Consider the following 19,747-nt stretch of genomic DNA (forward strand, 5'->3'; position numbering starts at 1 on the left):
GACCCCAAGGGGCTTCCCCGAGCTGCAGCAAGAGGAGACAAAATGAAATATCGCACTATCGCCGCGGCCCTGGTCGCCATCTGCGCCGCGGGCTACGGCGGCGCGGCCGCCGCCCAATGGCCGGAACGTCCGATCACGCTGATCGTGCCGTTCCCGGCCGGCGGCGGCACCGACACCTTCGCCCGTCCGCTGGCCCAGCAACTGACCACCCAGCTGGGCCAGACCGTGGTCATCGACAACAAGGGCGGCGCCGGCGGCACCGTGGGCGCCGGCGTGGCGGCCAAGGCCAGGCCGGACGGCTACACCTTCTTCATGGGCGGCGCCCACCACGCGCTGGCCCCCTCGCTCTACAAGAACCTCAGCTACGACATCCAGAAGGACTTCGTGCCGGTCGCGCTGGTGGCGCAGCCGCCGCAGGTCATCGTCATCAATCCGGGCAAGCTGCCGGTCAAGACCGTGCAGGAGCTGATCGCCTACGTCAAGAAGCGTCCGGGCGAAATCAACTTCGGCACCGCCGGCAAGGGCAGCACCCACCACCTGGCCGGCGAGCTGTTCGCGATGCAGACCGGCATCAAGCTGGTGGACGTGCCGTACCAGGGCGCCAGGCCGATGCTGTCGGCGCTGATCGGCGGGCAGGTGGACCTGGCCTTCGACGGCCTGGGCTCCTCGGCCGGCCATATCCGCTCCGGCACGATCAAGCCGCTGGCGGTGGCCGCGGCCGAGCGCTCGCCTTCGCTGCCCGACGTGCCCACCGCCGCCGAGGCGGGCGTGCCCAACTACGTGGTCTCGACCTGGTACGCGATCTGGGCGCCCGCCGGCACGCCGCAGGAAGCGGTGGACAAGATGAGCGCCGAAATCACCAAGGCGTTGAACGCGCCCAAGATCAAGGAAACCTGGACCAGCAACGGCTCGGCCGTGCCGACCTTGACCGGACCGGCGTTCGGCAAGTTCGTCGACAGCGAAGTCGAACGCTGGGCCAAGGTGGTGAAGGACTCGGGGGTGAAGCTGGATTGAGGCATGCGCGGGCCGGATTTTGAATTAATATTGATAATCGTTATCAATTTTGAATTTGCGGTCCGGCCCGTCGAATGCCATGAGTCACAGCGGAACCCCAGCGCCCGTCGAAGGGCTCTACATACAGCATCAGTCATGGCTGCGCGACTGGCTGCGCCGAAAGACCGGCTGCCCCTTCGACGCGGCGGACCTGACCCACGATACCTACCTGAAAGTGCTGGTGCGCGAGGACGACACGCGCAGCCTGCGCGAACCGCGCGCCTATCTGACGACCATCGCGCACGGACTCATGGTCAACCTGTTCCGCCGCCGCGACATCGAGCGCGCCTACCTGGACAGCCTGGCGTCGCTCGAAGAGGCGGCCGCGCCGTCGCCCGAGCGCCGGGCCCTGGCCCTGGAGGCCCTGATCGAAATCGACCGCCTGCTCGACGGCCTGCCGCCCAAGGTGCGCAAGGCGTTCCTGCTGGCGCAGCTGGAAGGGCTGCGGCACGCCGAGATCGCCGGACGCATGCAGGTGTCGGTCAGTTCGGTGCGCCAGTACCTGGCCCGCGCCATGCAGCATTGCCTGGCGGCGTGGTGAGCGGGCGCGCCACGGGCCCGGCCGAGCTGCCGGCGTCGGTCATCCGCGAGGCCAGCCTCTGGTTCGTCCGCCTGGGCGCCGATGACGCCACCGCGGAGGACGGCGCCGCCTGCCGCCGCTGGATAGAAGCCAGCCCGGCGCACCGGCAGGCCTGGGAGCGCGTGGAAATGCTGGGCCGCCAGTTCGGCCTGATAGAACCGCACGCAGGTCTCGCGGCGCTGGAACGCGCGCCCCGGCGCGGCCGGAGGCGGGCGCTGAAGGCCTTGTCGCTGGTGCTGGGCGCGGGCGGGCTGGCGACGGCGGGCCTGCCCTGGACGGAATGGACTTCCGACTACGCCACCGCGGTCGGGCAGCGGCGCAGCGCGACGTTGCCCGACGGCAGCGTGCTCACCCTCAATTCCGACAGCGCCGCCGATCTGCGCTTCGATGCGGCGCGGCGCCTGGTCGTCCTGCGCCGCGGCGAACTGCACCTCGCCTCGCACGCCGATGCGCTGGCGCCGCCGCGGCCGCTGGCCGTGTCCACGCCGGCCGGCCGCGTCACCGCGTTGGGAACCCGATTCACGGTCCGGCTGGCCGATGAAGGCGCATGGATCGCCGTGACCGAAGGCGCCGTGCGGATCGAACCGGCGGCGGACGGGGGCGCGGCGCGCCTCCTCCAGGCAGGCTCGGGTGCGTACTTCGACCGGCGCGCGGTGCAGCCGGCCGTCCCTGTCGCGCAGGCCGAGGACTGGCTGCACGGCGCGCTGTACGCCGACGGCATGCGGCTCGATGCCTTCGTCGAGAAACTGGCCCGCTACCGGCCCGGCAGGCTGGCCTGCGATCCCGCGGTGGCGGCGCTGCGCATTTCCGGTTCGTTCCCGCTGGACGACACCGACCGCGCCCTGGCCGCCGTGGCGCGCACGCTGCCGGTGCGCGTGGAACGCCATACGCGCTATTGGGTGGTGCTGCGGCCAGCAGGCTGATCCGGCCGGCGTCGCCTGCCCGGTGGAACGGCTGTCACTTTCCGGTTTTCGATTGGCATACAGGTGAAGCATCGAATTACTTCGCCTGGAACCAACGATATGTCTCTGCCTTTTTCCTCCTCCCGTCCCGTCGCGCCGGCGCGCCCGCGCATGCAGGCCCTGGCCGCGCTGGCGCTGGCCGCGGCCGCCGGCGCCGCGGTCCTGCCCGCGCTGGCCCAGCCTGCGGGCGCCGTGCCGGCGCTGCATTCGGTGGACGTGCCGGCCGGCGCGCTCGGCGCGGCGCTGTCCGGTTTCGCCCGGCAGGCCGGCGTGCTGCTGTCCTTCGACCCGGCGCTGGCCGCGGGCATGGAGACCGCCGGGCTGCACGGCGCCTATGGCGTGGAGCAGGGCTTCGCGGCGCTGCTGGCCGGCACCGGCCTGCAAGCCGTGCGCCGCGCCGACGGCGATTATCTGCTGCAGCATGCCCCCGGCGCGCAGGCGGCCGAACTCGACGCCGTGGTGGTGCTGGGCGCCGGCGCAACCACCGAAGGCAGCGGCTCCTATACCGCGGACTGGATGCGGTCGGCCAACGGCCTGGTGCTGACGCAGCGCGACACGCCCCAGTCCACCAGTATCGTGACGCGCCAGCAGCTCGACGATCAGGCCATGGGCAGCGTGCGCGATGTCATGGAGCACGCCACCGGCATGAACGTCCAGCAAAGCGAGACCGACCGGCTCAGCTATTATTCGCGCGGCTTCCAGATGGACACCATGCAGTTCGACGGCGTGGTCAAGCCGCTGGACAATACCTACCAGTTCGGCGAAGGCAATCTGGACCCGGTCATCTATGACCACGTGGAAATCATCCGCGGCGCGACCGGCCTGATGAGCGGCACCGGCAATCCGGGCGGGTCGGTCAATTTCATTCGCAAACGGCCGACGCGCGAGTTCCAGGGCAGCCTGAGGGCCATGGGCGGCAGCTACGACACCTATCGCGGCGAGGTCGATTTGTCGGCGCCGCTCACCGGTTCGGGCGCGGTGCGCGCCCGCGTGGTCGGAGCCAAGGAGCGGCGCGGCGATACCCTGGATCTCTACAGCAAGAAGCGCGACGTGGCCTATGGCATCGTCGAGGCGGACATCGCCGAATCGACCACGCTCAGCGCCGGCGCGTCCGCGCAGCGCTCGCGTCCCAAGGGCGTGATGTGGGGCGGCCTGCCGATATTCGACACCAACGGCGAGCAGGTCGATTGGCGCAAGGGGCAGACGGTGGGCGCCAAGTGGACCACCTGGGACACCGACTCCACCGAATACTTCGCCCAGCTCGAACATGGTTTCGCCAACGGCTGGGAAGGCCGCCTGTCGTATTCGCGCCTGGACAACGATTTCGACGCCTCGTTGCTGTTCGCCGCGGACTTCCCGGTCGACGCCGAAACCGGCTATCTGTCTGGCACGCCGACCCTGCGCAAATACCGCGGCAATAGCGAACAGGACGTCTACGGAGGCTCTCTGAACGGCGACTTCGGCCTGTTTGGCGCAACGCATGAATTCAATCTGGGCTTCTCGCATTCCAGGACGCGCAGTCGCACCAAGGGCTGGAACTCTTCCGACCAGGCGAGCTATCCGATTCCCAACATCCATGACTGGAGCGGCGACTGGCCCGAACCGGTTTGGGACCAGGCGGTCTCGGACCAGCAGCTGCGCACCACGCAGACCGGCATTTTCGGCACGGCGCGTTTCAATCTCGCCAGCGGCCTGCATCTGCTGGCGGGGGCGCGCTGGACGCGCTGGGAGGCCGACGAATACCGCTGGAACCAATGGTCCCCGGAGGCGGTCCCGACCACGCTGTCGCAATCGCAGCGCTATTCCGAACTCACACCTTACCTGGGCGTGACCTACGATCTCGACGACACCTATACCGCCTATGCCAGCTATACCAACATCTTCCAGCCGCAGATGTACAAGACCCGAGACTGGGAAATGACCGGCCCGGCCTACGGCCACAACTACGAGGCGGGCATCAAGGCGTCTTACCTGGAAGGCCGCCTGAACGGTTCGTTCGCCGTGTTCCAGACCAACCAGAAGGACGTGGCCGAATACGGCGGCTTTGACGTCGCGCGCAACGAGTCCTGGTACGAGATGCTGGACGGCACCCGCACCCGCGGGTTCGAACTGGAACTGGCCGGCGAAATGACGCCCGGCTGGAACCTGTTCCTCGGCTATACCTACCGCGTGTCGAAGGACAACCAGGGCAGGAAGGTTCAGACCACGCAGCCCGAGCAGATGCTGAAGGTCAGCACCGCCTACCGGTTGCCGGGCGTCCTGAACAGGCTGGTGGTGGGCGGCGGGGTGCGCTGGCAGAGCCGCACCCGGGCGCTGGGGTACTACGGGGAGCAGTCCGCCTCGGTGGAGCAGGCGCCGTATGCGCTGTTCGACCTGATGGCCCGCTACGACCTGGGGCCGCAGACCCAGCTGCAGTTCAACGTGAGCAACCTCGCGGACAAGCGCTACTACCGCGCGATGGGTTTCTACAACTCGGTCTATTACGGCGAGGGCCGCACCGCGCTGGTCACGCTGACCCAGCGCTTCTAGCGTCCGGTCAACGCCACTCGCTGGCCTGGCTGAGCTTGGCCAGCTGCTCGTGCGTCAGCGTCAGGCTGGCGGCCTTGACCAGTTCGTCCAGCTGATCCAGCGAGGTGGCGCTGACGATGGGGGAGGTGATGCCGGGCTGCGCGATCTGCCAGGCCAGCGCGGCCTGCGCCGGCGTGCAGCCGGCTTCTTCGCAGACCTCGTCCAGCGCCTTCAGGATGCGCAGGCCGCGGTCGTTGAGATAGGTCTTGACGATCAGGCGGCCGCGCACGCTCTTGCCGGCGTCTTCCGGCGTGCGGTACTTGCCGCTGAGAAAGCCGCTGGCCAGCGCGTAATAGTTGATCGTGCCCATCTGCTGCGTCTTCACCAGGCTTTGCAGGCCGGATTCGAAGGTCTCGCGGCGGTACAGGTTGTATTCGGGCTGGATGCTCTCGTAGCGCGGCAGGCCGTGCCGTTCGCTGGCGATCAGCGCTTCCGACAGGCGCACCGGGGTGTAGTTCGAGGCCCCGATGGCGCGCACCTTGCCGGACTCGATGTGCTTGGCGTATTCGGCCAGCGTGTCGGTCAGGGGGGTGTCGGGATCGTCCTCGTGCGACTGGTACAGGTCCACGTAGTCGGTCTGCAGGCGCGCCAGCGACGCTTCCAGCGCGCGGCGGATGTAGGCCGGCGCCAGCCCCTTGGCGTCGGGTCCCATCTCCATGCCGACCTTGGTGGCGATGAGCACGCGGTCGCGCTTGCCCGAACGCTTGAGCCATTTGCCGATCAGGGTTTCGGATTCGCCGCCCTGGTTGCCCTTGACCCAGCGCGAATACACGTCGGCCGTGTCGATGAAATTCAGGCCTGCGTCGACCAGCGCGTCCAGCAGCGAGAACGTGCCGGCCTCGTCGACGGTCCAGCCGAAGACGTTGCCGCCGAAGGTCAGCGGGGGAATCTGCAGGCCGGAACGGCCCAGTGCGCGTTTGATCATGATGAGGCCTCTGTAGCGGTTGACGGGGCGCGGCGACATGTTTCGTCACAGGGATTCCCCGAAGTCATTTTGCTTGGCGGCAAGTTAGACTATACGGCTTTATGGTGGCCCGGCCGGCGGATAGCCGCCGGCGGCGCCGTAATAATCGACAAAAACCAAGGGTTCAAGGAGCTTACCTATGCTGATCGGAAAAAAACATTTTCTGACGGTTGGCGCCATGGCACTGGCGCTGGCTATCGCCGCGCCGGTGGCCGCGCAGCAAAAGTCGGTGGCAGTCACCGCCATCGTCGAGCACCCGGCGCTGGACGCCGTGCGTGACGGGGTGCAGGACGCCCTCAAGCAGGCCGGCTACGAGCCGGGCAAGAACCTGAAGTGGCAATACCAGAGCGCGCAGGGCAACAACGGCACCGCCGCGCAGATCGCGCGCAAGTTCGTGGGCGACCGCCCCGACGCCATCGTCGCCATCGCCACGCCGTCGGCTCAGGCCGTGGTGGCCGCCACCAAGGACGTGCCGGTGGTGTATTCCGCCGTCACCGATCCGGTCGCCGCCCAGCTGGTTCCCGGCATGGAAGCCTCGGGCACCAACGTGACCGGCGTGTCGGACCTGCTGGCCCTGGACAAGCAGGTCGAGCTGATCAAGCGCATCGTGCCCAACGCCAAGCGCGTGGGCATGGTCTACAACCCGGGCGAGGCCAATTCGGTCGTGGTGGTCAAGAAGCTGCAGGAAATCCTGCCCAAGTCGGGCATGAGCCTGGTCGAGGCCGCCGCGCCGCGCTCGGTGGACGTGGCTTCCGCCGCCCGCAGCCTGATCGGCAAGGTCGACGTCATCTACACCAACACCGACAACAACGTGGTGTCGGCCTACGAATCGCTGGTCAAGGTCGGCAACGACGCCAAGATCCCCCTGATCGCCTCGGACACCGACAGCGTCAAGCGCGGCGGCATCGCCGCCCTGGGCATCAACTACCGCGACCTGGGCGTGCAGACCGGCAAGATCGTGGTGCGCATCCTCAAGGGCGAGAAGCCCGGCGCCATCGCCTCGGAGACCAGCTCCAAGCTCGAGCTCTACGTGAACCCGGGCGCGGCCGCCAAGCAGGGCGTGACCCTGTCCGACGACGTGCTCAAGTCGGCTGCGGTGGTCGTGAAGTAAACCGGAACCGTACAAGCCCCGCCATGCTCCAGCAGCGTGAGCGGGGTTTTTCTTGCGTTTTTGTCTAGCCTGTCTCCCCGGATGATTCTGAGTTTCGCCGGCGTACTACGCCCGGCGCGGGAGAGCTTTTGGCAGGAAACGAGAGAAAATCGCGATTCGGGAAACGTTTATTGCGAAAGCTGGGGTAAAACTGACCCGCAAACGCAAGAAGTCCGACGTTTCAACTCTTTAATATGCTCGTTTCTTACCTCATCTGGATTTGACCCATGTCATTGTTTTCGTTGTTGGGCGCACTGGAGATCGGACTGATCTTCAGCCTGGTGGCCTTGGGCGTGTACATCTCGTTCCGCCTGCTGCGCTTCCCGGACCTGACCGTCGACGGTAGCTTCCCGCTGGGCGGGGCAGTCTGCGCCACGCTGATCGCGTCGGGCACCGACCCGTTCCTGGCCACCGTCATCGCCACCATCGCCGGCGCCTGCGCGGGCCTGGTCACCGGCTGGCTGAACGTCAAGCTCAAGATCATGGACCTGCTGGCGAGCATCTTGATGATGATCGCCCTGTATTCGGTCAACCTGCGCATCATGGGCAAGCCCAACGTGCCGCTGATCACCGAACCCACCGTATTCACCATCCTGCAGCCCGCATGGCTGTCGGACTACGTCGCGCGGCCGCTGATCCTGGTCGTCATCGTGATCCTGGCCAAGCTCGCGCTGGACTGGTTCTTCGCCACCCAGACCGGCCTGGCCGTGCGCGCCACCGGCTCCAACGGCCGCATGGCCCGCGCCCAGGGCGTGAACACCGGACGCATGATCCTGAGCGGCATGGCGCTGTCGAACGCGCTGGTCGCGCTGGCCGGCGCGCTGTTCGCGCAGACCCAGGGCGGGTCGGACATCTCCATGGGCATCGGCACCATCGTGATCGGCCTGGCCGCCGTGATCGTGGGCGAGAGCATCCTGCCGTCGCGCAAGCTGGTGCTGGCGACGCTGGCCGTCATCATCGGCGCCATCGTCTACCGCTTCTTCATCGCGCTGGCGCTGAACAGCGATTTCATCGGCCTGAAGGCGCAGGACCTGAACCTGGTGACTGCGGTGCTGGTGACGATCGCGCTGGTGATCCCCATGCTCAAGCGCCGTCTAGTCAGGAAGTAACCCCCCCGAAGCGCCTGCGGCGCCTCTCCCCCGGGGGGCGCCGCGCGGGGACCGGCAGAGCCGGCTCCCCGGCGGCCCCGATCGGGCCGTGCAGGGTTCAGGCGGTGAGTGTATTAATGGAGTACTGAAATGTTGTCCGCCAAAGATTTGAAAATCACGTTCAACGCCGGCACGCCCATCGAGACGCGCGCGCTGCGCGGCCTGTCGCTGGAAATCCCGCAGGGCCAGTTCGTGACCGTCATCGGTTCCAACGGGGCCGGCAAGTCCACCTTCCTGAACGCGGTGTCGGGCGACCTGTCGGTCGATTCGGGCCGCATCGACATCAATGGCGTGGACGTCACGCGCCAGCCCGTGTGGGCGCGCGCCGGCAGTGTGGCGCGGGTGTTCCAGGACCCCATGGCCGGCACCTGCGAAGACCTGACCATCGAAGAGAACATGGCGCTGGCGCAGATGCGCGGCGCGCGCCGCGGCTACAGCCGCGCGGTCAAGGCTTCGATGCGCGAGGGCTTCCGCGAACGCCTGGCCACGCTGGGCCTGGGCCTGGAGAACCGCCTCTCCGACCGCATCGGCCTGCTGTCCGGCGGCCAGCGCCAGGCGGTCAGCCTGCTGATGGCGGCGCTGCAGCCGTCGCGCATCCTGCTGCTGGACGAGCATACCGCGGCGCTGGACCCGCGCACCGCCGACTTTGTGCTGCAGCTCACGGCCCGCATCGTGGCCGAAAGCCACCTGACCACCATGATGGTCACCCACAGCATGCGCCAGGCGCTGGACGTGGGCGACCGCACCGTGATGCTGCACCAGGGGCAGGTGGTGCTGGACGTCTCCGGCGACGAGCGCCGCGGCATGGACGTGCCGGACCTGCTGCAGATGTTCGAGCGCGTGCGCGGCGAGAAGCTGTCGGACGACGCGCTGCTGCTGGGCTGACCGGCGGCCCGGGGCGGCCTACAGGAAGCGCCCCGGCCGGAAGGCCGCGTGGCGCGCCGCGTCGCCTTCGCCGGCCATCAATTCCCCCAGTATCCTGGCCGTGCCCGGCGCGGTGCTGAAGCCGATGTGCTGATGGCCCAGCGCCAGCCACAGGCCGGGATGGCGCGGCGCCTCGCCTATCATCGGGCGGCTGTCGGGCAGGGTGGGGCGCCGGCCCAGCCAGGCGCTGGCGTCCAGCCGCCGGTCCAGCGGGAAGGCCTCGCGCGCGCGGGCCTCGGCCAGCTCCAGCTGCACGCCGCGCGCCGGCGCCTCGCAGGCGTCGAGCTCGACGCCCGTGGTCAGCCGCAGGCCGCGGGCCATGGGCGAGAGCACGTAGCCGCCGCCGGTGTCGTACACCGGGCGCGACAGGCTGGCGCCGTTCAATCCGCTGTAGTGCATGTGATAGCCGCGTTCGAACGCCATCGGCAGGCCGATGCCGGCCGTGGCCAGCAGGCTTTTCGACCACGGGCCCAGGGCCACCACCAGCCGGTCGGCCGATAGCGCGGCGCCGTCGCCCCGCACCGTCCAGCGTTGCCCGTCGCGGCCGATGGCGCGGGCGTTCAGGCGGGTATAGGCGCCGCCGCGCTCGCGGTACAGGCGCGCGTAGGCGGCCGTGACTTCGTGCGGGTCGTCGACGGAATACGAGCCCTGTATCCATAGCGCGCGCGGAAAGATGGGCGCCAGCGCCGGTTCCATCGCGGCCAGTTCGGCGGCGTTCAGCGCCTGGGTCGGCACATCGAACTGCGCATAAGCGCGGCGCGCCGCTTCGGCGCCTTCCCAGGCCTGTTGCGAGCGGTACAGGAAGACCCAGCCGGTGTCGCGCAGGCGCGGCAAGGCGCCGGCCTCGCCCAGCAGGCGCAGGTGCTCGGGGGCGGACAGGCGGATCAGGCCGTCCAGCGCCGCGGCGGTTTCCTGGAACACGGCGGGCCGGGCGTTCAGCAGGAAGCGCGCGGCCCATCCCAGGTTGCGCGCCAGATAGCGCAGACGATAGCGGAATTGCACGCTGTCGTTTTTCAGCAGCCGCGGCAGCTGGGCCCACAGGCCGGGATGGTTGAACGGCATGAGCGAGCTGCGGGCGATCACGCCGGCATTGCCCAGCGAGGTTTCGCGCCCGGGCTCCTGCCGGTCGACCAGGGTGACCGACATGCCTCGGCGCAACAGTTCGAGCGCGCAGCACACGCCCACGATGCCCGCGCCGAGAACGATGACCTGCTTCGCTGCCATAGGGATTCCGCCAAAAGCCGCCGGGCCGCCGGCGGGACGCCGAGCATTGTATTGCAGCCCCCTCAGGCCGTGGGCGGCGCCTGCCCCAGGACGCGGCCGGCGGCGACCACGCCCCACCACGCGGCTTCTTCGAACACGGAATAGCCCGACAGGTCGGCATGCGCGAACAGCACCGGGCCGTCGACCTCGCGCAGCGCCGCCAGCCCGGCGTTGGACAGGTAGCCGCAAAGCGGCGAGGCCATCGCGTGGCCGCGCACCGTGATCTCCAGCGCCCGCGCGTTGCGCCAGAACGCCTTGCCGTAGGCCGCGATCAGGTCGGCGGCGGCTTCGTCGCGCAGGGCTTCGGGGCTGGCGGACGCCAGCCATTCGCGCGCGGCCCGCGGCGTCCGGCCGCTGAGCGCGTGATAGGCGCTGAACACGCTGCGCGGCGACGGCGCCACGCGCAGCAGCTGGTGCGTGGACACGACGTAGCCCAGCGCGCGTCCGCCGTAGACCACGTTGTCCCAGGACAGCGGCTCGCCCGGCGCCTCGGCCGGGTAGCCGTCCATGACGAAGTTCGACACCATCCAGGGCGCGTGCGAGGACGCGTGCACGGCCGGGTCGTAGCCGTAGGCGCGGATGTCGGGCAGGATGCGCTGGGCCACGAACAGCGGCATCGCGCACACCGTGCGGCGGGTCTGCACGCTGTAGGCCGAGGCCGCGGGGCCGGGCGCGAGGCAGGTGACCAGCGGGCCGGCGGGCGTGTCCTGGACGCGCACCGCGGCGCCAGCCACGAGCCATCGGTCATGGCCCAGCTTGCGCGTGACCGCGTCGCGCAGCCTGGCCGCCAGCACCGACAGGCCGCCGGGCCAGGTCAGCACCGCGCCCTCGGCGGCGTTGGCCGCATGGCCGTCGCGGCTGGCGAAATAATGCAGGCCGGCCCAGGCCGAGACCACGTCGTAGCGCGCGCCATAGTCGTCGCGGCAGCAGTAGTCCAGATACCAGTGCAGCGCCGGCGAGGTATAGCCTTCGCGCTGCAGCCACTGCTTGAACGTGATGGCGTCCAGCGCGCGCCACGCGGGATCGCGCGACGACAGCGCCAGCGGAATGCAGAAGAGCTTGCGGCCGTCGCTGCCGGTGGCGCCGCGCAGGCGTTCGATCAGGGCCAGGAAGCGCCGGTGCTGGGCCACGTCCGCCTCGGGCAGCCCGGTCATGGGCAGCAGGCCGTCTTCCCAGCGGCCGTCGCGCAGCAGACGTTCCTGGGGCGAGTGCGCCAGCACGGCCTCGTCGTAGTAGGGGCGCTCCTCGCCCGCGCCGCGCTGGATGACGCCGAAGTCGGCCAGCATTTCACGCACGTGCGAGGACGCCAGCGACGGCAGCGGCAGGTAGTGCGCGCCCAGCGGATAGTCCAGGCCGTCGCGGCGGCCGGCGGCGGCGTTGCCGCCGAACTCCGGGCCTTGCACCACGATGAAATCGGTATGGCCTTCGCGCGCCAGTTTCCAGGCGCAGGACAGGCCGGCGACGCCGGCGCCCAGGATCGCCACGCCGTGGCGGCGCACGGACGCCGGCTGCGGCCAGGATGCGCCGTCGCGCAGCGCGTGGCCGGCCTGCATGCCGGGGTAATGCACCTGGGGCGTGGTCTCGACGATGCGTGAGCGCCAGTAGCCGGCGGCGGCGCCGGCGACCGCGGCCGTGCCCGCGCCCAACAGGAAGCTGCGGCGGCGCATCAGCGGATGACCTGGCGCCAGTCCTCGTCGAAATAGCGCACGAGCGACTGCTCATTCAAGCGGTTGGGCGGCATCGCGAGCGCCGGCATGTCGGCCGGGAAATGGAACAGCTCGCGCGTCGTGGCGGGGTCGAGGTAGCGCGTGGCCACCGTGATCTTCCCGGGCGGCGCGTAGTCGCGGCGCTTGCCCGCCAGGATGAATCCCCAGTCGCCGAAAGAGGGCACGTAGACGTGGTAAGGCCAGGTGTTCAGCCCGGCCTCTTTCAGCGTGGCGTCCACGCTCCAGAACGAGCGCGGCGCGAAGTAGGGCGAGGTGGACTGCACCACCAGATAGCCGTTCTCGGCCAGGTGGCGCGCCATCAGATGGTAGACGGGCACCGAGTACAGGCGGCCCAGGCCGAAGTTCGACGGGTCGGGAAAATCCACGATGATGAAGTCGTAGACCTCGGCATGGGTTTCCAGCCAGCGGCCGGCGTCCTCGTTGACGACGGTGACGCGCGGGTCGGTGAGCGAGCCGCCGTTCAGCCGGGTCAGCGGCTCGGAGCGCGAGAACAGGCCGGTCATGGCCGGGTCCAGGTCCACCAGCGTCACGCGCTCGACCTGCTTGTACTTGAGCACTTCGCGCACGGCCAGGCCGTCGCCGCCGCCCAGCACCAGCACGTTGCGCGCCCAGGGCAGGGCCTGCAGGCCCGGATGCACCAGCGATTCGTGGTAGCGGTGTTCGTCGCGCGAGGAGAACTGCAGGTTGCCGTTGATGTACAGGCGCAGGTCGTCGTGCCAGCGCGTGACCACCAGGCGCTGGTACGGCGTGGTTTCGGCATGCACCACCTCGTCGCCGTACAGGCCTTTCTCGGCCCAGGCTGTCATGTTGCCGGAATACAGAAAGCCCAGGCCCAGCAGCCCCATCACCACGCTGGCGCGGATGGCGCGCTCGCCGGGGCGGCGGACCTCGCTGCGGAACAGCCAGGTGGTCCACAGCGCCACGCCGGCGTTGAGCATGCCGAACAGGAAGCTGGTGCGCAGCAGCCCCAGCTTGGGCGCCAGCAGCAACGGGAACACCAGCGAGACGGCCAGCGCGCCCAGGTAGTCGAAGGTCAGCACGCGGCTGACGATCTCGCGGAACTCGGCCTTGCGCTGGTTGAACACCCGCATCACCAGCGGGATCTCCATGCCGACCATCATGCCGATGACGAACACGCCCACGTACAACGCGGCGCGAAACGGCGCGGACAGCCACGCGAAGACCAGGAACAGCACCGCCGCCGATACGCCGCCGAGCAGCGCGACCAGCAGCTCCACGTCGATGAATCGATTCAAAACGTCTTCGTCTTTTACATATTTTGACAACCACGAGCCTATGCCCATGGCGAACAGGTAGCAGCCGATGACGGAGGAGAATTGGAGGATGGAATCGCCCAGCAGATAGCTGGCCAGCGCGCTGCTGATGAGCTCGTAGCCCAGGCCGCAGGAAGCGACGATCAATACCGAAAGAATGAGTACGCGGTCGCGCATGGGATGTCCGACACGAAGAGCGTTCGCAGTATATCGAAGCCGGCGTATATACTGCGCGCAATTGGAGGGCTGGCAATGGGAGAAGCAATGCATCCGGCGGTGACCTATCTGATCTACATGGCTTCGGCGCTCGCGATGCTGGGCGTCTTCACGGCCGTCTACACGGCGGTGACGCGCTACCCGGAATTCGAGCTGATCCACGAAGGCAACATCGCCGCCGCGCTGTCCTACGGCGGCGCGCTGGTGGGCTTCAGCCTGACGCTGGGCTCCAGCATCGCGCTGCACGCCAGCTTCGTCATGTTCCTGGTCTGGGGCCTGGCCGCCATGCTGGTGCAGATCGTCGTCTACGTGGTGGTGGCGCAGGCCATCCGCGGAATGAACGACGCCATCAGGGAAAACAATATCGCCATGGGCGGCCTGATCGGCTCGATCTCGATCGCCGCCGGCATCGTCAACGCCGCCTGCCTGACCTGATACGCAAGGCGCGCAGTCTCCGACCCGACAGGAGGACTTTCCATGAGTCTCGGTTCATTCATCCGCAAGCAGTTCATCGACATCCTGCAATGGAACGAGGATCGCGACGGCGTGCTCGCCTGGCGCCATCCGATGCAGGACTTCGAAATCCAGTACGGCGCCAGCCTGACCGTGCGCGAGTCGCAGATGGCGGTGTTCGTCAACGAAGGCAAGGTGGCCGACGTGTTCGGCCCCGGCATGTACAAGCTCACCACGCAGACGCTGCCGATCCTGACCTACCTGAAGAACTGGGACAAGCTGTTCGAGTCGCCCTTCAAGTCGGACGTGATCTTCTTCAGCACGCGGCTGCAGCTGGGCCGGCGCTGGGGCACGGCGCAGCCGGTCACGCTGCGCGACAGCGAATTCGGCATGGTGCGGCTGCGCGCGTTCGGCGTGTATTCCTACCAGATCTCCGACCCGGGCAAGTTCTACCGCGAAGTCAGCGGCACGCGCGACGAATACACCGTCGACGACCTGGAAGCGCAGCTGCGCAACATGGTGGTTGCGGCCATGACCACGGCGCTGGGCGGCTCCAAGGTGCCGTTCCTGGACATGGCCGGCAACCAGGGCCTGATGTCGCAAAGCATCGCCGAACAGCTCGCGCCGGTGTTCGACCGCTACGGCGTCAGGCTGGACAACTTCACGGTGGAAAACGTCTCGCTGCCGGAGGAACTGCAGAAGGCGCTGGACACGCGGATCTCGATGGGCATGGCCGGCGACCTCGGCAAGTTCACCCAGTACCAGACCGCCACCTCGATTCCGCTGGCCGCGCAGAACGAAGGCGGCATCGCCGGCATCGGCGCGGGCCTGGCCGCCGGCGCGGCGCTGGGCCAGACCATGGCGCAGGGGCTGGGCGCGGCGCAGGGCCAGCCGCCCGCGCAGCCGGGCCAGCAACCTGCGCAGCCCGCGGCAGGCGCGGACCCGGTGCAGCGCCTGCAGCAGCTCAAGGACCTGCTGGACAAGGGGCTGATCACGGCGGCCGACTATGACTCGGCCAAGGCCGAGGTGCTGAAGAAACTCACCAGCTAGGACCTGGCCCACGCATGCAACAGGTTCTGTGTCCGCAGTGCGGCGCTCCCGTCAAATTCACCTCCACGGCTTCCGTGATGGCGGTCTGCGGCGCATGCCGCAGCACCTTGCTCAAGGATGCGGACTCGGTCCGGCGCATCGGCGAAACGGCCGAGGTGCTGGAGGACTATTCGCCGCTGTGCCTGGGCGCGGCCGGCAAGTACGAGGACAAGCGCTTCGACGTCATCGGCCGCATCCAGCTGCGCTACGAAGAAGGCTACTGGAACGAGTGGTACCTGTGGTTCGAGGACGGCTCGGACGGCTGGCTGTCGGACGCTTCGGGCCAGTACGCCGTGACCCGGCGGCGCAAGGTCAAGGACGCGCACGGCATGCCGCCGTTCGAGGAAATCGCGCCGGGCGTGGAAATAAAGCTGGACGGCCAGCGCTACACGGCCGCCGACGTGCGGGTCAGCCAGGCCGGCGGCGCGCAGGGCGAGCTGCCCTTCGTGCCCGGCGACGGCTGGCAGGCCAGGGCCGCGGACTTCCGCAGCCTGGACACGTTCCTGACGCTGGACTATTCCGACGGGCCGGAGCCGGTGCTCTATATCGGCAAGGCGTTCGACCTGTCCGCCATGCAGGCGGCGTCGCTGCGCAGCCCGGAGCAGGTGGAGGAAACCGCCGGCCGGTTCCGCGGCCAGATCAAGGCGCTGGACTGCCCCAATTGCGGCGCCCCGATAAGCTTCGTGGCGGCCCTGGCCACGCAGGTGATCTGCCCCTCGTGCGCGGCGGCGGTCGATTGCTCGGGCCCCACGGCCGAGGTCATCGAGAAGGCGCGCAAGGTCGAGGCGATCCAGACCACGCTGGCGCTGGGTGCGCGCGCCGAGATCGACGGCGCCGCCTACACCATCATCGGCCTGATGAAGTGCGCCGATCCCGATCCCGAAGAGCCTTCGGACTGGATCGAATACCTGCTGTTCAATCCCACCAAGGGCTTTATCTGGCTGGTCGAGACGGACGAGGGCTGGGAGCGCGTGCAGGTCTGCGACAGCTGGCCCAGCCATAACGACGCGACCAGCGTGCGCTGGCGTTCCAAGCTGTACAAGAAGCTGTACGACTACACCTCGCGCGTCGAACTGGCGCTGGGCGCCTTCAACTGGCGCGTGAAAGTGGGCGACAGCACCGCGATCACGGATTACCAGGCCACCAGCCTCAAGCTCACGCGCGAACTGACCGACACCGAACTGGGCTGGTCGGCAAGCACGCCGGTGGGGGCCGCCCAGGTGGCGCGGTGGTTCGGCAAGCCCCAACTGGCCGGGCAGAAGGCCGCGCCGCGCCGCGCCGCGCAGGACGGCGGCTACCGCAAGTGGGCCTGGATCGCCATGATCGGGCTGGGCGCGCTCAACCTGGACGAGATTTTCAGCGGACACTTCATGCCCATCGTGATCGGCATGGCGTTCCTCTGGGTCCCCGCCGTGCTGGCGGACAGATTTTCCGGCAAGGACGAATAGCGCGATGGGCAAGATCCTGTATGCCATCTATGCCGTGGTGGTGGTGCTGGCCGCGACCAGCGCCGCCAGCTCCCCGGGCGGCGCCTATCGGGGCGGCGGCGGTTGGGGCGGCAGTTCGGGCAGTTCCGGCTGGTCTTCCGGCGGGTTCCACAAGTGACCGTGCACGCCACCGCCGGCCGCCACGTGCTGGCCGATTTCCGCGGCGTGCAGGCCGGGCGCCTGTCCGATCCGCAGGCGCTGGAGCGGCAGCTGGTCGACGCGGCCCGGGCCGCCGGGGCGCAGGTGCTGAGCGCCCATTTCCACCATTTCGGCGAGGGCGCCGGCGTGACCGGCGTAGTCATGCTGAGCGAATCCCACATCAGCATCCATTCCTGGCCCGAGCACCGCTACGCGGCCCTGGACATCTTCATGTGCGGCGCGGCCCGGCCCGAACTCGCGCTGGAACGGCTGCGCGAACTGCTGGCGCCCGAGTCGGTGAACGTCACCACGGTGGCGCGCGGCTGAGGCCGCCTCTCTGCTTGATCTGGCTCAATCTCCCGCGCAGAGCCAAATTGACGAGCGTTATATACCTATATATATTTCGTGAATCTGCACGGAGAAAACTATGTTCAAACGTCCCCTCGTCACGCTGTCCGCGGCGCTTGCCCTTGCCTGGGGCGGCGGCGTCCACGCCGGCGAGCTGGTGGTGTCGGCCGCCGCCAGCCTGACCAACGCGTTCAAGGAAGTGGCGCAGGGCTACGAGAAAGCGCACGCCGGCGCCAAGGTGATCCTGAATTTCGGCGCCTCCGACGTGCTGCTGCAGCAGATCGTCAAGGGCGCGCCGGCCGACGTGTTCGCCTCGGCCGACCAGAAAGCCATGGACAAGGCGGTCGCCGAGAAAGCGGTGCGGCCGGAGTCGCGGGTGGACTTCGCCGCCAACCAGGTGGTGCTGATCGTGCCGGCCGACAGCAAGGCGGGCATCGCGGCGCTCGAGGACCTGACGCGCCCGGAGATCAAGCGCGTGGCCTACGGCAACCCGGCCTCGGTGCCGGTGGGACGCTACACCAAGGGCGCGCTGGAGGCCGCCGGCCTGTGGGACGCGGTGCAGGCCAAGAGCGTGCTGGCCCAGAACGTGCGTCAGAGCCTGGACTACGTGGCGCGCGGCGAGGTCGACGCGGGCTTCGTGTTCGCCACCGACGCGGCCATCATGCCCGACAAGGTCAGGATCGCGGTGCGCGTGCCCTCGCAGACGCCGGTGACCTATCCCATCGCTATCACGGCGCGCGACGCGGCGGCCAGGCAAGCCGAAAGTTTCGTCGCCTATGTGCTGTCTCCCGCCGGTCAGGCGATACTGTCGCGCTACGGCTTCCAGAAGCCCTGAGACCTGTTGAATCGTAGGCGCCGATGACTGATCCGGTTTGGGTCCCGCTGCTGCTTTCCCTGAAAGTGGCGGGCTGGGCAACGCTATTGGCCGCCGTGTCCGGCACGGCCGCGGCCTATGCGCTGTCGCGCTGGCGCTGGCCGGGCCGCGACCTGCTGGACGCCATCTTCACCTTGCCGCTGGTGCTGCCGCCCACGGTGCTGGGCTATTACCTGCTGGTGTTGCTGGGCCGGCGCGGCGTCATCGGCGAGACGCTGGCCGGCTGGGGCATAGAGCTGGTATTCACCTGGCAGGGCGCGGTGATCGCCGCGTCCGTGGTGGCTTTCCCGCTGGTGTTCAAGTCGGCCCGCGCCGCCTTCGAGAACGTGGACGGCCAGCTGGAGAACGCGGCGCGCGTGCTGGGCGTGTGCGAGGCGGGCGTGTTCTTCCGCGTCACGCTGCCCTTGGCCGCGCGCGGCATCGCCGCCGGCGTGTTGCTGGCGTTCGCCCGCGCGCTGGGCGAATTCGGCGCCACGCTGATGATCGCCGGCAACCTGCCCGGACGCACCCAGACCCTGTCGGTGGCGATCTACGAAGCGGTGCAGGCCGGCGACGACGCCACCGCCAACCTGCTGGTGCTGGTGACTTCCGCGACCTGCATCGTGGTGCTGCTGCTGGCCGGCAGGCTGGTGCCGCTGGCCGGCGGGCGGCGCGAGGAGGGCGCGCGATGAGCGTCAGCATCCAGGTGCGCAAGCAGATGCAGTCGGGCGAACGGCGTTTTTCGCTGGACGTGGCCTTCGATTCCTCGGCCAAGCGCATCGCGCTGTTCGGCCCGTCCGGCGCCGGCAAGAGCCTGACCCTGCGCGCGGTGGCCGGCCTGCTGCGCCCGGACGCCGGGCGCATCGAGATCAACGGCCGCGTGCTGTACGACGCCGCGGCCGGCATCTGCCTGCCGGCGCAGTCGCGCCGCGTGGCCTATCTGTTCCAGGACTACGCGTTGTTTCCCCACCTGACCGTGGCGCAGAACATCGCGTTCGGACTGCGCCGCGGCTGGCTCAACCCGCCCAGACGCGAGGTCGGCCCGCAGGCGCGCCGCTGGGTGGAAGCGTTCGAACTGGGCGCCATCGTAGGCAGTTATCCCGCCGAGATTTCCGGCGGCCAGAAGCAGCGCGTGGCGCTGGCGCGCGCCCTGATGCTGCAGCCGGACATCCTGCTGCTGGACGAACCGTTCTCGGCCCTGGACGCGCAGCTGCGCGGCAAAATGCGGCTGGAGCTCAACGCCTTGCAGCGCCAGCTGGACGTGCCCATGCTGCTGATCACGCACGACCCCGCCGACGTGGACGCCCTGGCCGACGAAGTGTTCGAAGTGCGCGAGGGCAGCGTGCGCCGCTATGACGGGGACGTGGGCGTGTAGGATGGGTGCAGCGCGAGAGTCTTTAAGCAAGAACACCAATACCCAGCGCGCGAAACCCATCAGGCGGCGCCAGCCGCCGCCTTTCGTTGCAAGCCCAAATGCCGGCTGCCGCCGGCCGATGGGTTACGCGCGTTCGATGATCGGGTTCTAGCCCAGGAACTGCCGCGCTGCACCC

The 19,747-nt window shown here is 68.6% G+C and carries 19 protein-coding genes; 15 read left to right on the forward strand and 4 right to left on the reverse strand.

Going from position 1 to position 19,747, the window contains the following annotated elements:
* Window positions 1-42 precede the first annotated feature (42 nt).
* The 4 genes from A6B37_RS01080 (at window position 43) to A6B37_RS01095 (ending at window position 5,124) form a co-directional block, all read left to right on the forward strand.
* Window positions 43-1,014, forward strand: coding sequence for a tripartite tricarboxylate transporter substrate binding protein (locus tag A6B37_RS01080; RefSeq protein WP_111824661.1), 972 nt, complete (start codon window positions 43-45; stop codon window positions 1,012-1,014).
* Between the two features lie 79 nt (window positions 1,015-1,093).
* A complete protein-coding gene (locus tag A6B37_RS01085) occupies window positions 1,094-1,594 on the forward strand; it encodes a sigma-70 family RNA polymerase sigma factor (RefSeq protein ID WP_111824662.1) in 501 nt (166 codons plus the stop codon).
* On the forward strand, window positions 1,591-2,556 hold the full coding sequence (locus A6B37_RS01090) for a FecR domain-containing protein (RefSeq protein WP_111824663.1): 966 nt from the start codon (window positions 1,591-1,593) through the stop codon (window positions 2,554-2,556). The genes A6B37_RS01085 and A6B37_RS01090 overlap by 4 nt, the downstream gene beginning before the upstream one ends.
* A 99-nt stretch (window positions 2,557-2,655) precedes the next feature.
* Window positions 2,656-5,124 (forward strand): TonB-dependent receptor, encoded by a 2,469-nt coding sequence (locus tag A6B37_RS01095; RefSeq protein ID WP_111824664.1) that lies wholly within the window; start codon window positions 2,656-2,658, stop codon window positions 5,122-5,124.
* A 7-nt stretch (window positions 5,125-5,131) separates the two neighbouring features.
* On the opposite strand, the gene A6B37_RS01100 is transcribed toward A6B37_RS01095, so the two are convergent.
* On the reverse strand, window positions 5,132-6,088 hold the full coding sequence (locus A6B37_RS01100; RefSeq protein ID WP_102772839.1) for an aldo/keto reductase: 957 nt from the start codon (window positions 6,086-6,088) through the stop codon (window positions 5,132-5,134).
* Window positions 6,089-6,266: 178 nt separating this feature from the next.
* Between A6B37_RS01100 and A6B37_RS01105 the strand changes: the two genes are divergently transcribed.
* The 3 genes from A6B37_RS01105 (at window position 6,267) to A6B37_RS01115 (ending at window position 9,310) form a co-directional block, all read left to right on the forward strand.
* A complete protein-coding gene (locus A6B37_RS01105; RefSeq protein WP_102772395.1) occupies window positions 6,267-7,238 on the forward strand; it encodes an ABC transporter substrate-binding protein in 972 nt (323 codons plus the stop codon).
* 266 nt (window positions 7,239-7,504) lie between these two features.
* Entirely contained in the window at window positions 7,505-8,386 is an 882-nt protein-coding gene (locus tag A6B37_RS01110; protein WP_102772394.1) for an ABC transporter permease, read from the forward strand.
* A gap of 129 nt (window positions 8,387-8,515) precedes the next feature.
* On the forward strand, window positions 8,516-9,310 hold the full coding sequence (locus A6B37_RS01115) for an ABC transporter ATP-binding protein (protein WP_102772393.1): 795 nt from the start codon (window positions 8,516-8,518) through the stop codon (window positions 9,308-9,310).
* Between the two features lie 18 nt (window positions 9,311-9,328).
* Here the strand turns inward: A6B37_RS01115 and A6B37_RS01120 are convergent, their stop codons facing one another.
* The 3 genes from A6B37_RS01120 to A6B37_RS01130 form a co-directional block, all read right to left on the reverse strand.
* Complete coding sequence (locus A6B37_RS01120; RefSeq protein ID WP_111824665.1) at window positions 9,329-10,573, reverse strand: FAD-dependent oxidoreductase; 1,245 nt, start codon at window positions 10,571-10,573, stop codon at window positions 9,329-9,331.
* Between the two features lie 62 nt (window positions 10,574-10,635).
* Complete coding sequence (locus A6B37_RS01125) at window positions 10,636-12,279, reverse strand: NAD(P)-binding protein (RefSeq protein ID WP_111824666.1); 1,644 nt, start codon at window positions 12,277-12,279, stop codon at window positions 10,636-10,638.
* The gene (locus A6B37_RS01130; RefSeq protein WP_111824667.1) at window positions 12,279-13,790 is read right to left on the reverse strand and encodes a polyamine aminopropyltransferase; all 1,512 of its coding nucleotides are present in this window, start codon (window positions 13,788-13,790) and stop codon (window positions 12,279-12,281) included. The genes A6B37_RS01125 and A6B37_RS01130 overlap by 1 nt, the downstream gene beginning before the upstream one ends.
* Before the next feature lie 87 nt (window positions 13,791-13,877).
* On the opposite strand from A6B37_RS01130, the gene A6B37_RS01135 reads away from it, so the two are divergent.
* The 8 genes from A6B37_RS01135 to A6B37_RS01165 all read left to right on the forward strand — a co-directional run bounded on the left by A6B37_RS01135 (window position 13,878) and on the right by A6B37_RS01165 (window position 19,572).
* The gene (locus A6B37_RS01135; RefSeq protein ID WP_102772379.1) at window positions 13,878-14,264 is read left to right on the forward strand and encodes a DUF350 domain-containing protein; all 387 of its coding nucleotides are present in this window, start codon (window positions 13,878-13,880) and stop codon (window positions 14,262-14,264) included.
* A 42-nt stretch (window positions 14,265-14,306) separates the two neighbouring features.
* Window positions 14,307-15,332, forward strand: a complete 1,026-nt coding sequence (locus A6B37_RS01140) for an SPFH domain-containing protein (RefSeq protein ID WP_102772378.1) — start codon at window positions 14,307-14,309, stop codon at window positions 15,330-15,332.
* Between the two features lie 14 nt (window positions 15,333-15,346).
* A complete protein-coding gene (locus A6B37_RS01145; RefSeq protein ID WP_111824668.1) occupies window positions 15,347-16,819 on the forward strand; it encodes a DUF4178 domain-containing protein in 1,473 nt (490 codons plus the stop codon).
* A 4-nt stretch (window positions 16,820-16,823) separates the two neighbouring features.
* Entirely contained in the window at window positions 16,824-16,976 is a 153-nt protein-coding gene (locus A6B37_RS26020; protein WP_168202097.1) for a hypothetical protein, read from the forward strand.
* Window positions 16,973-17,323 (forward strand): adenosylmethionine decarboxylase, encoded by a 351-nt coding sequence (speD, locus tag A6B37_RS01150; protein ID WP_102772376.1) that lies wholly within the window; start codon window positions 16,973-16,975, stop codon window positions 17,321-17,323. Before A6B37_RS26020 ends, speD begins: the two co-directional genes overlap by 4 nt.
* A gap of 100 nt (window positions 17,324-17,423) precedes the next feature.
* Window positions 17,424-18,179, forward strand: a complete 756-nt coding sequence (gene modA / locus A6B37_RS01155) for a molybdate ABC transporter substrate-binding protein (protein WP_111824669.1) — start codon at window positions 17,424-17,426, stop codon at window positions 18,177-18,179.
* A gap of 23 nt (window positions 18,180-18,202) precedes the next feature.
* Entirely contained in the window at window positions 18,203-18,889 is a 687-nt protein-coding gene (gene modB / locus A6B37_RS01160) for a molybdate ABC transporter permease subunit (RefSeq protein WP_102772374.1), read from the forward strand.
* On the forward strand, window positions 18,886-19,572 hold the full coding sequence (locus A6B37_RS01165; protein ID WP_111824670.1) for an ATP-binding cassette domain-containing protein: 687 nt from the start codon (window positions 18,886-18,888) through the stop codon (window positions 19,570-19,572). The genes modB and A6B37_RS01165 overlap by 4 nt, the downstream gene beginning before the upstream one ends.
* The last annotated feature ends 175 nt before the right edge of the window (window positions 19,573-19,747 follow it).

Origin of the sequence: Achromobacter sp. HZ01 (assembly GCF_003267925.1) — a bacterium.
Classification (GTDB): Bacteria; Pseudomonadota; Gammaproteobacteria; order Burkholderiales; family Burkholderiaceae_B; genus Achromobacter; species Achromobacter pulmonis_A.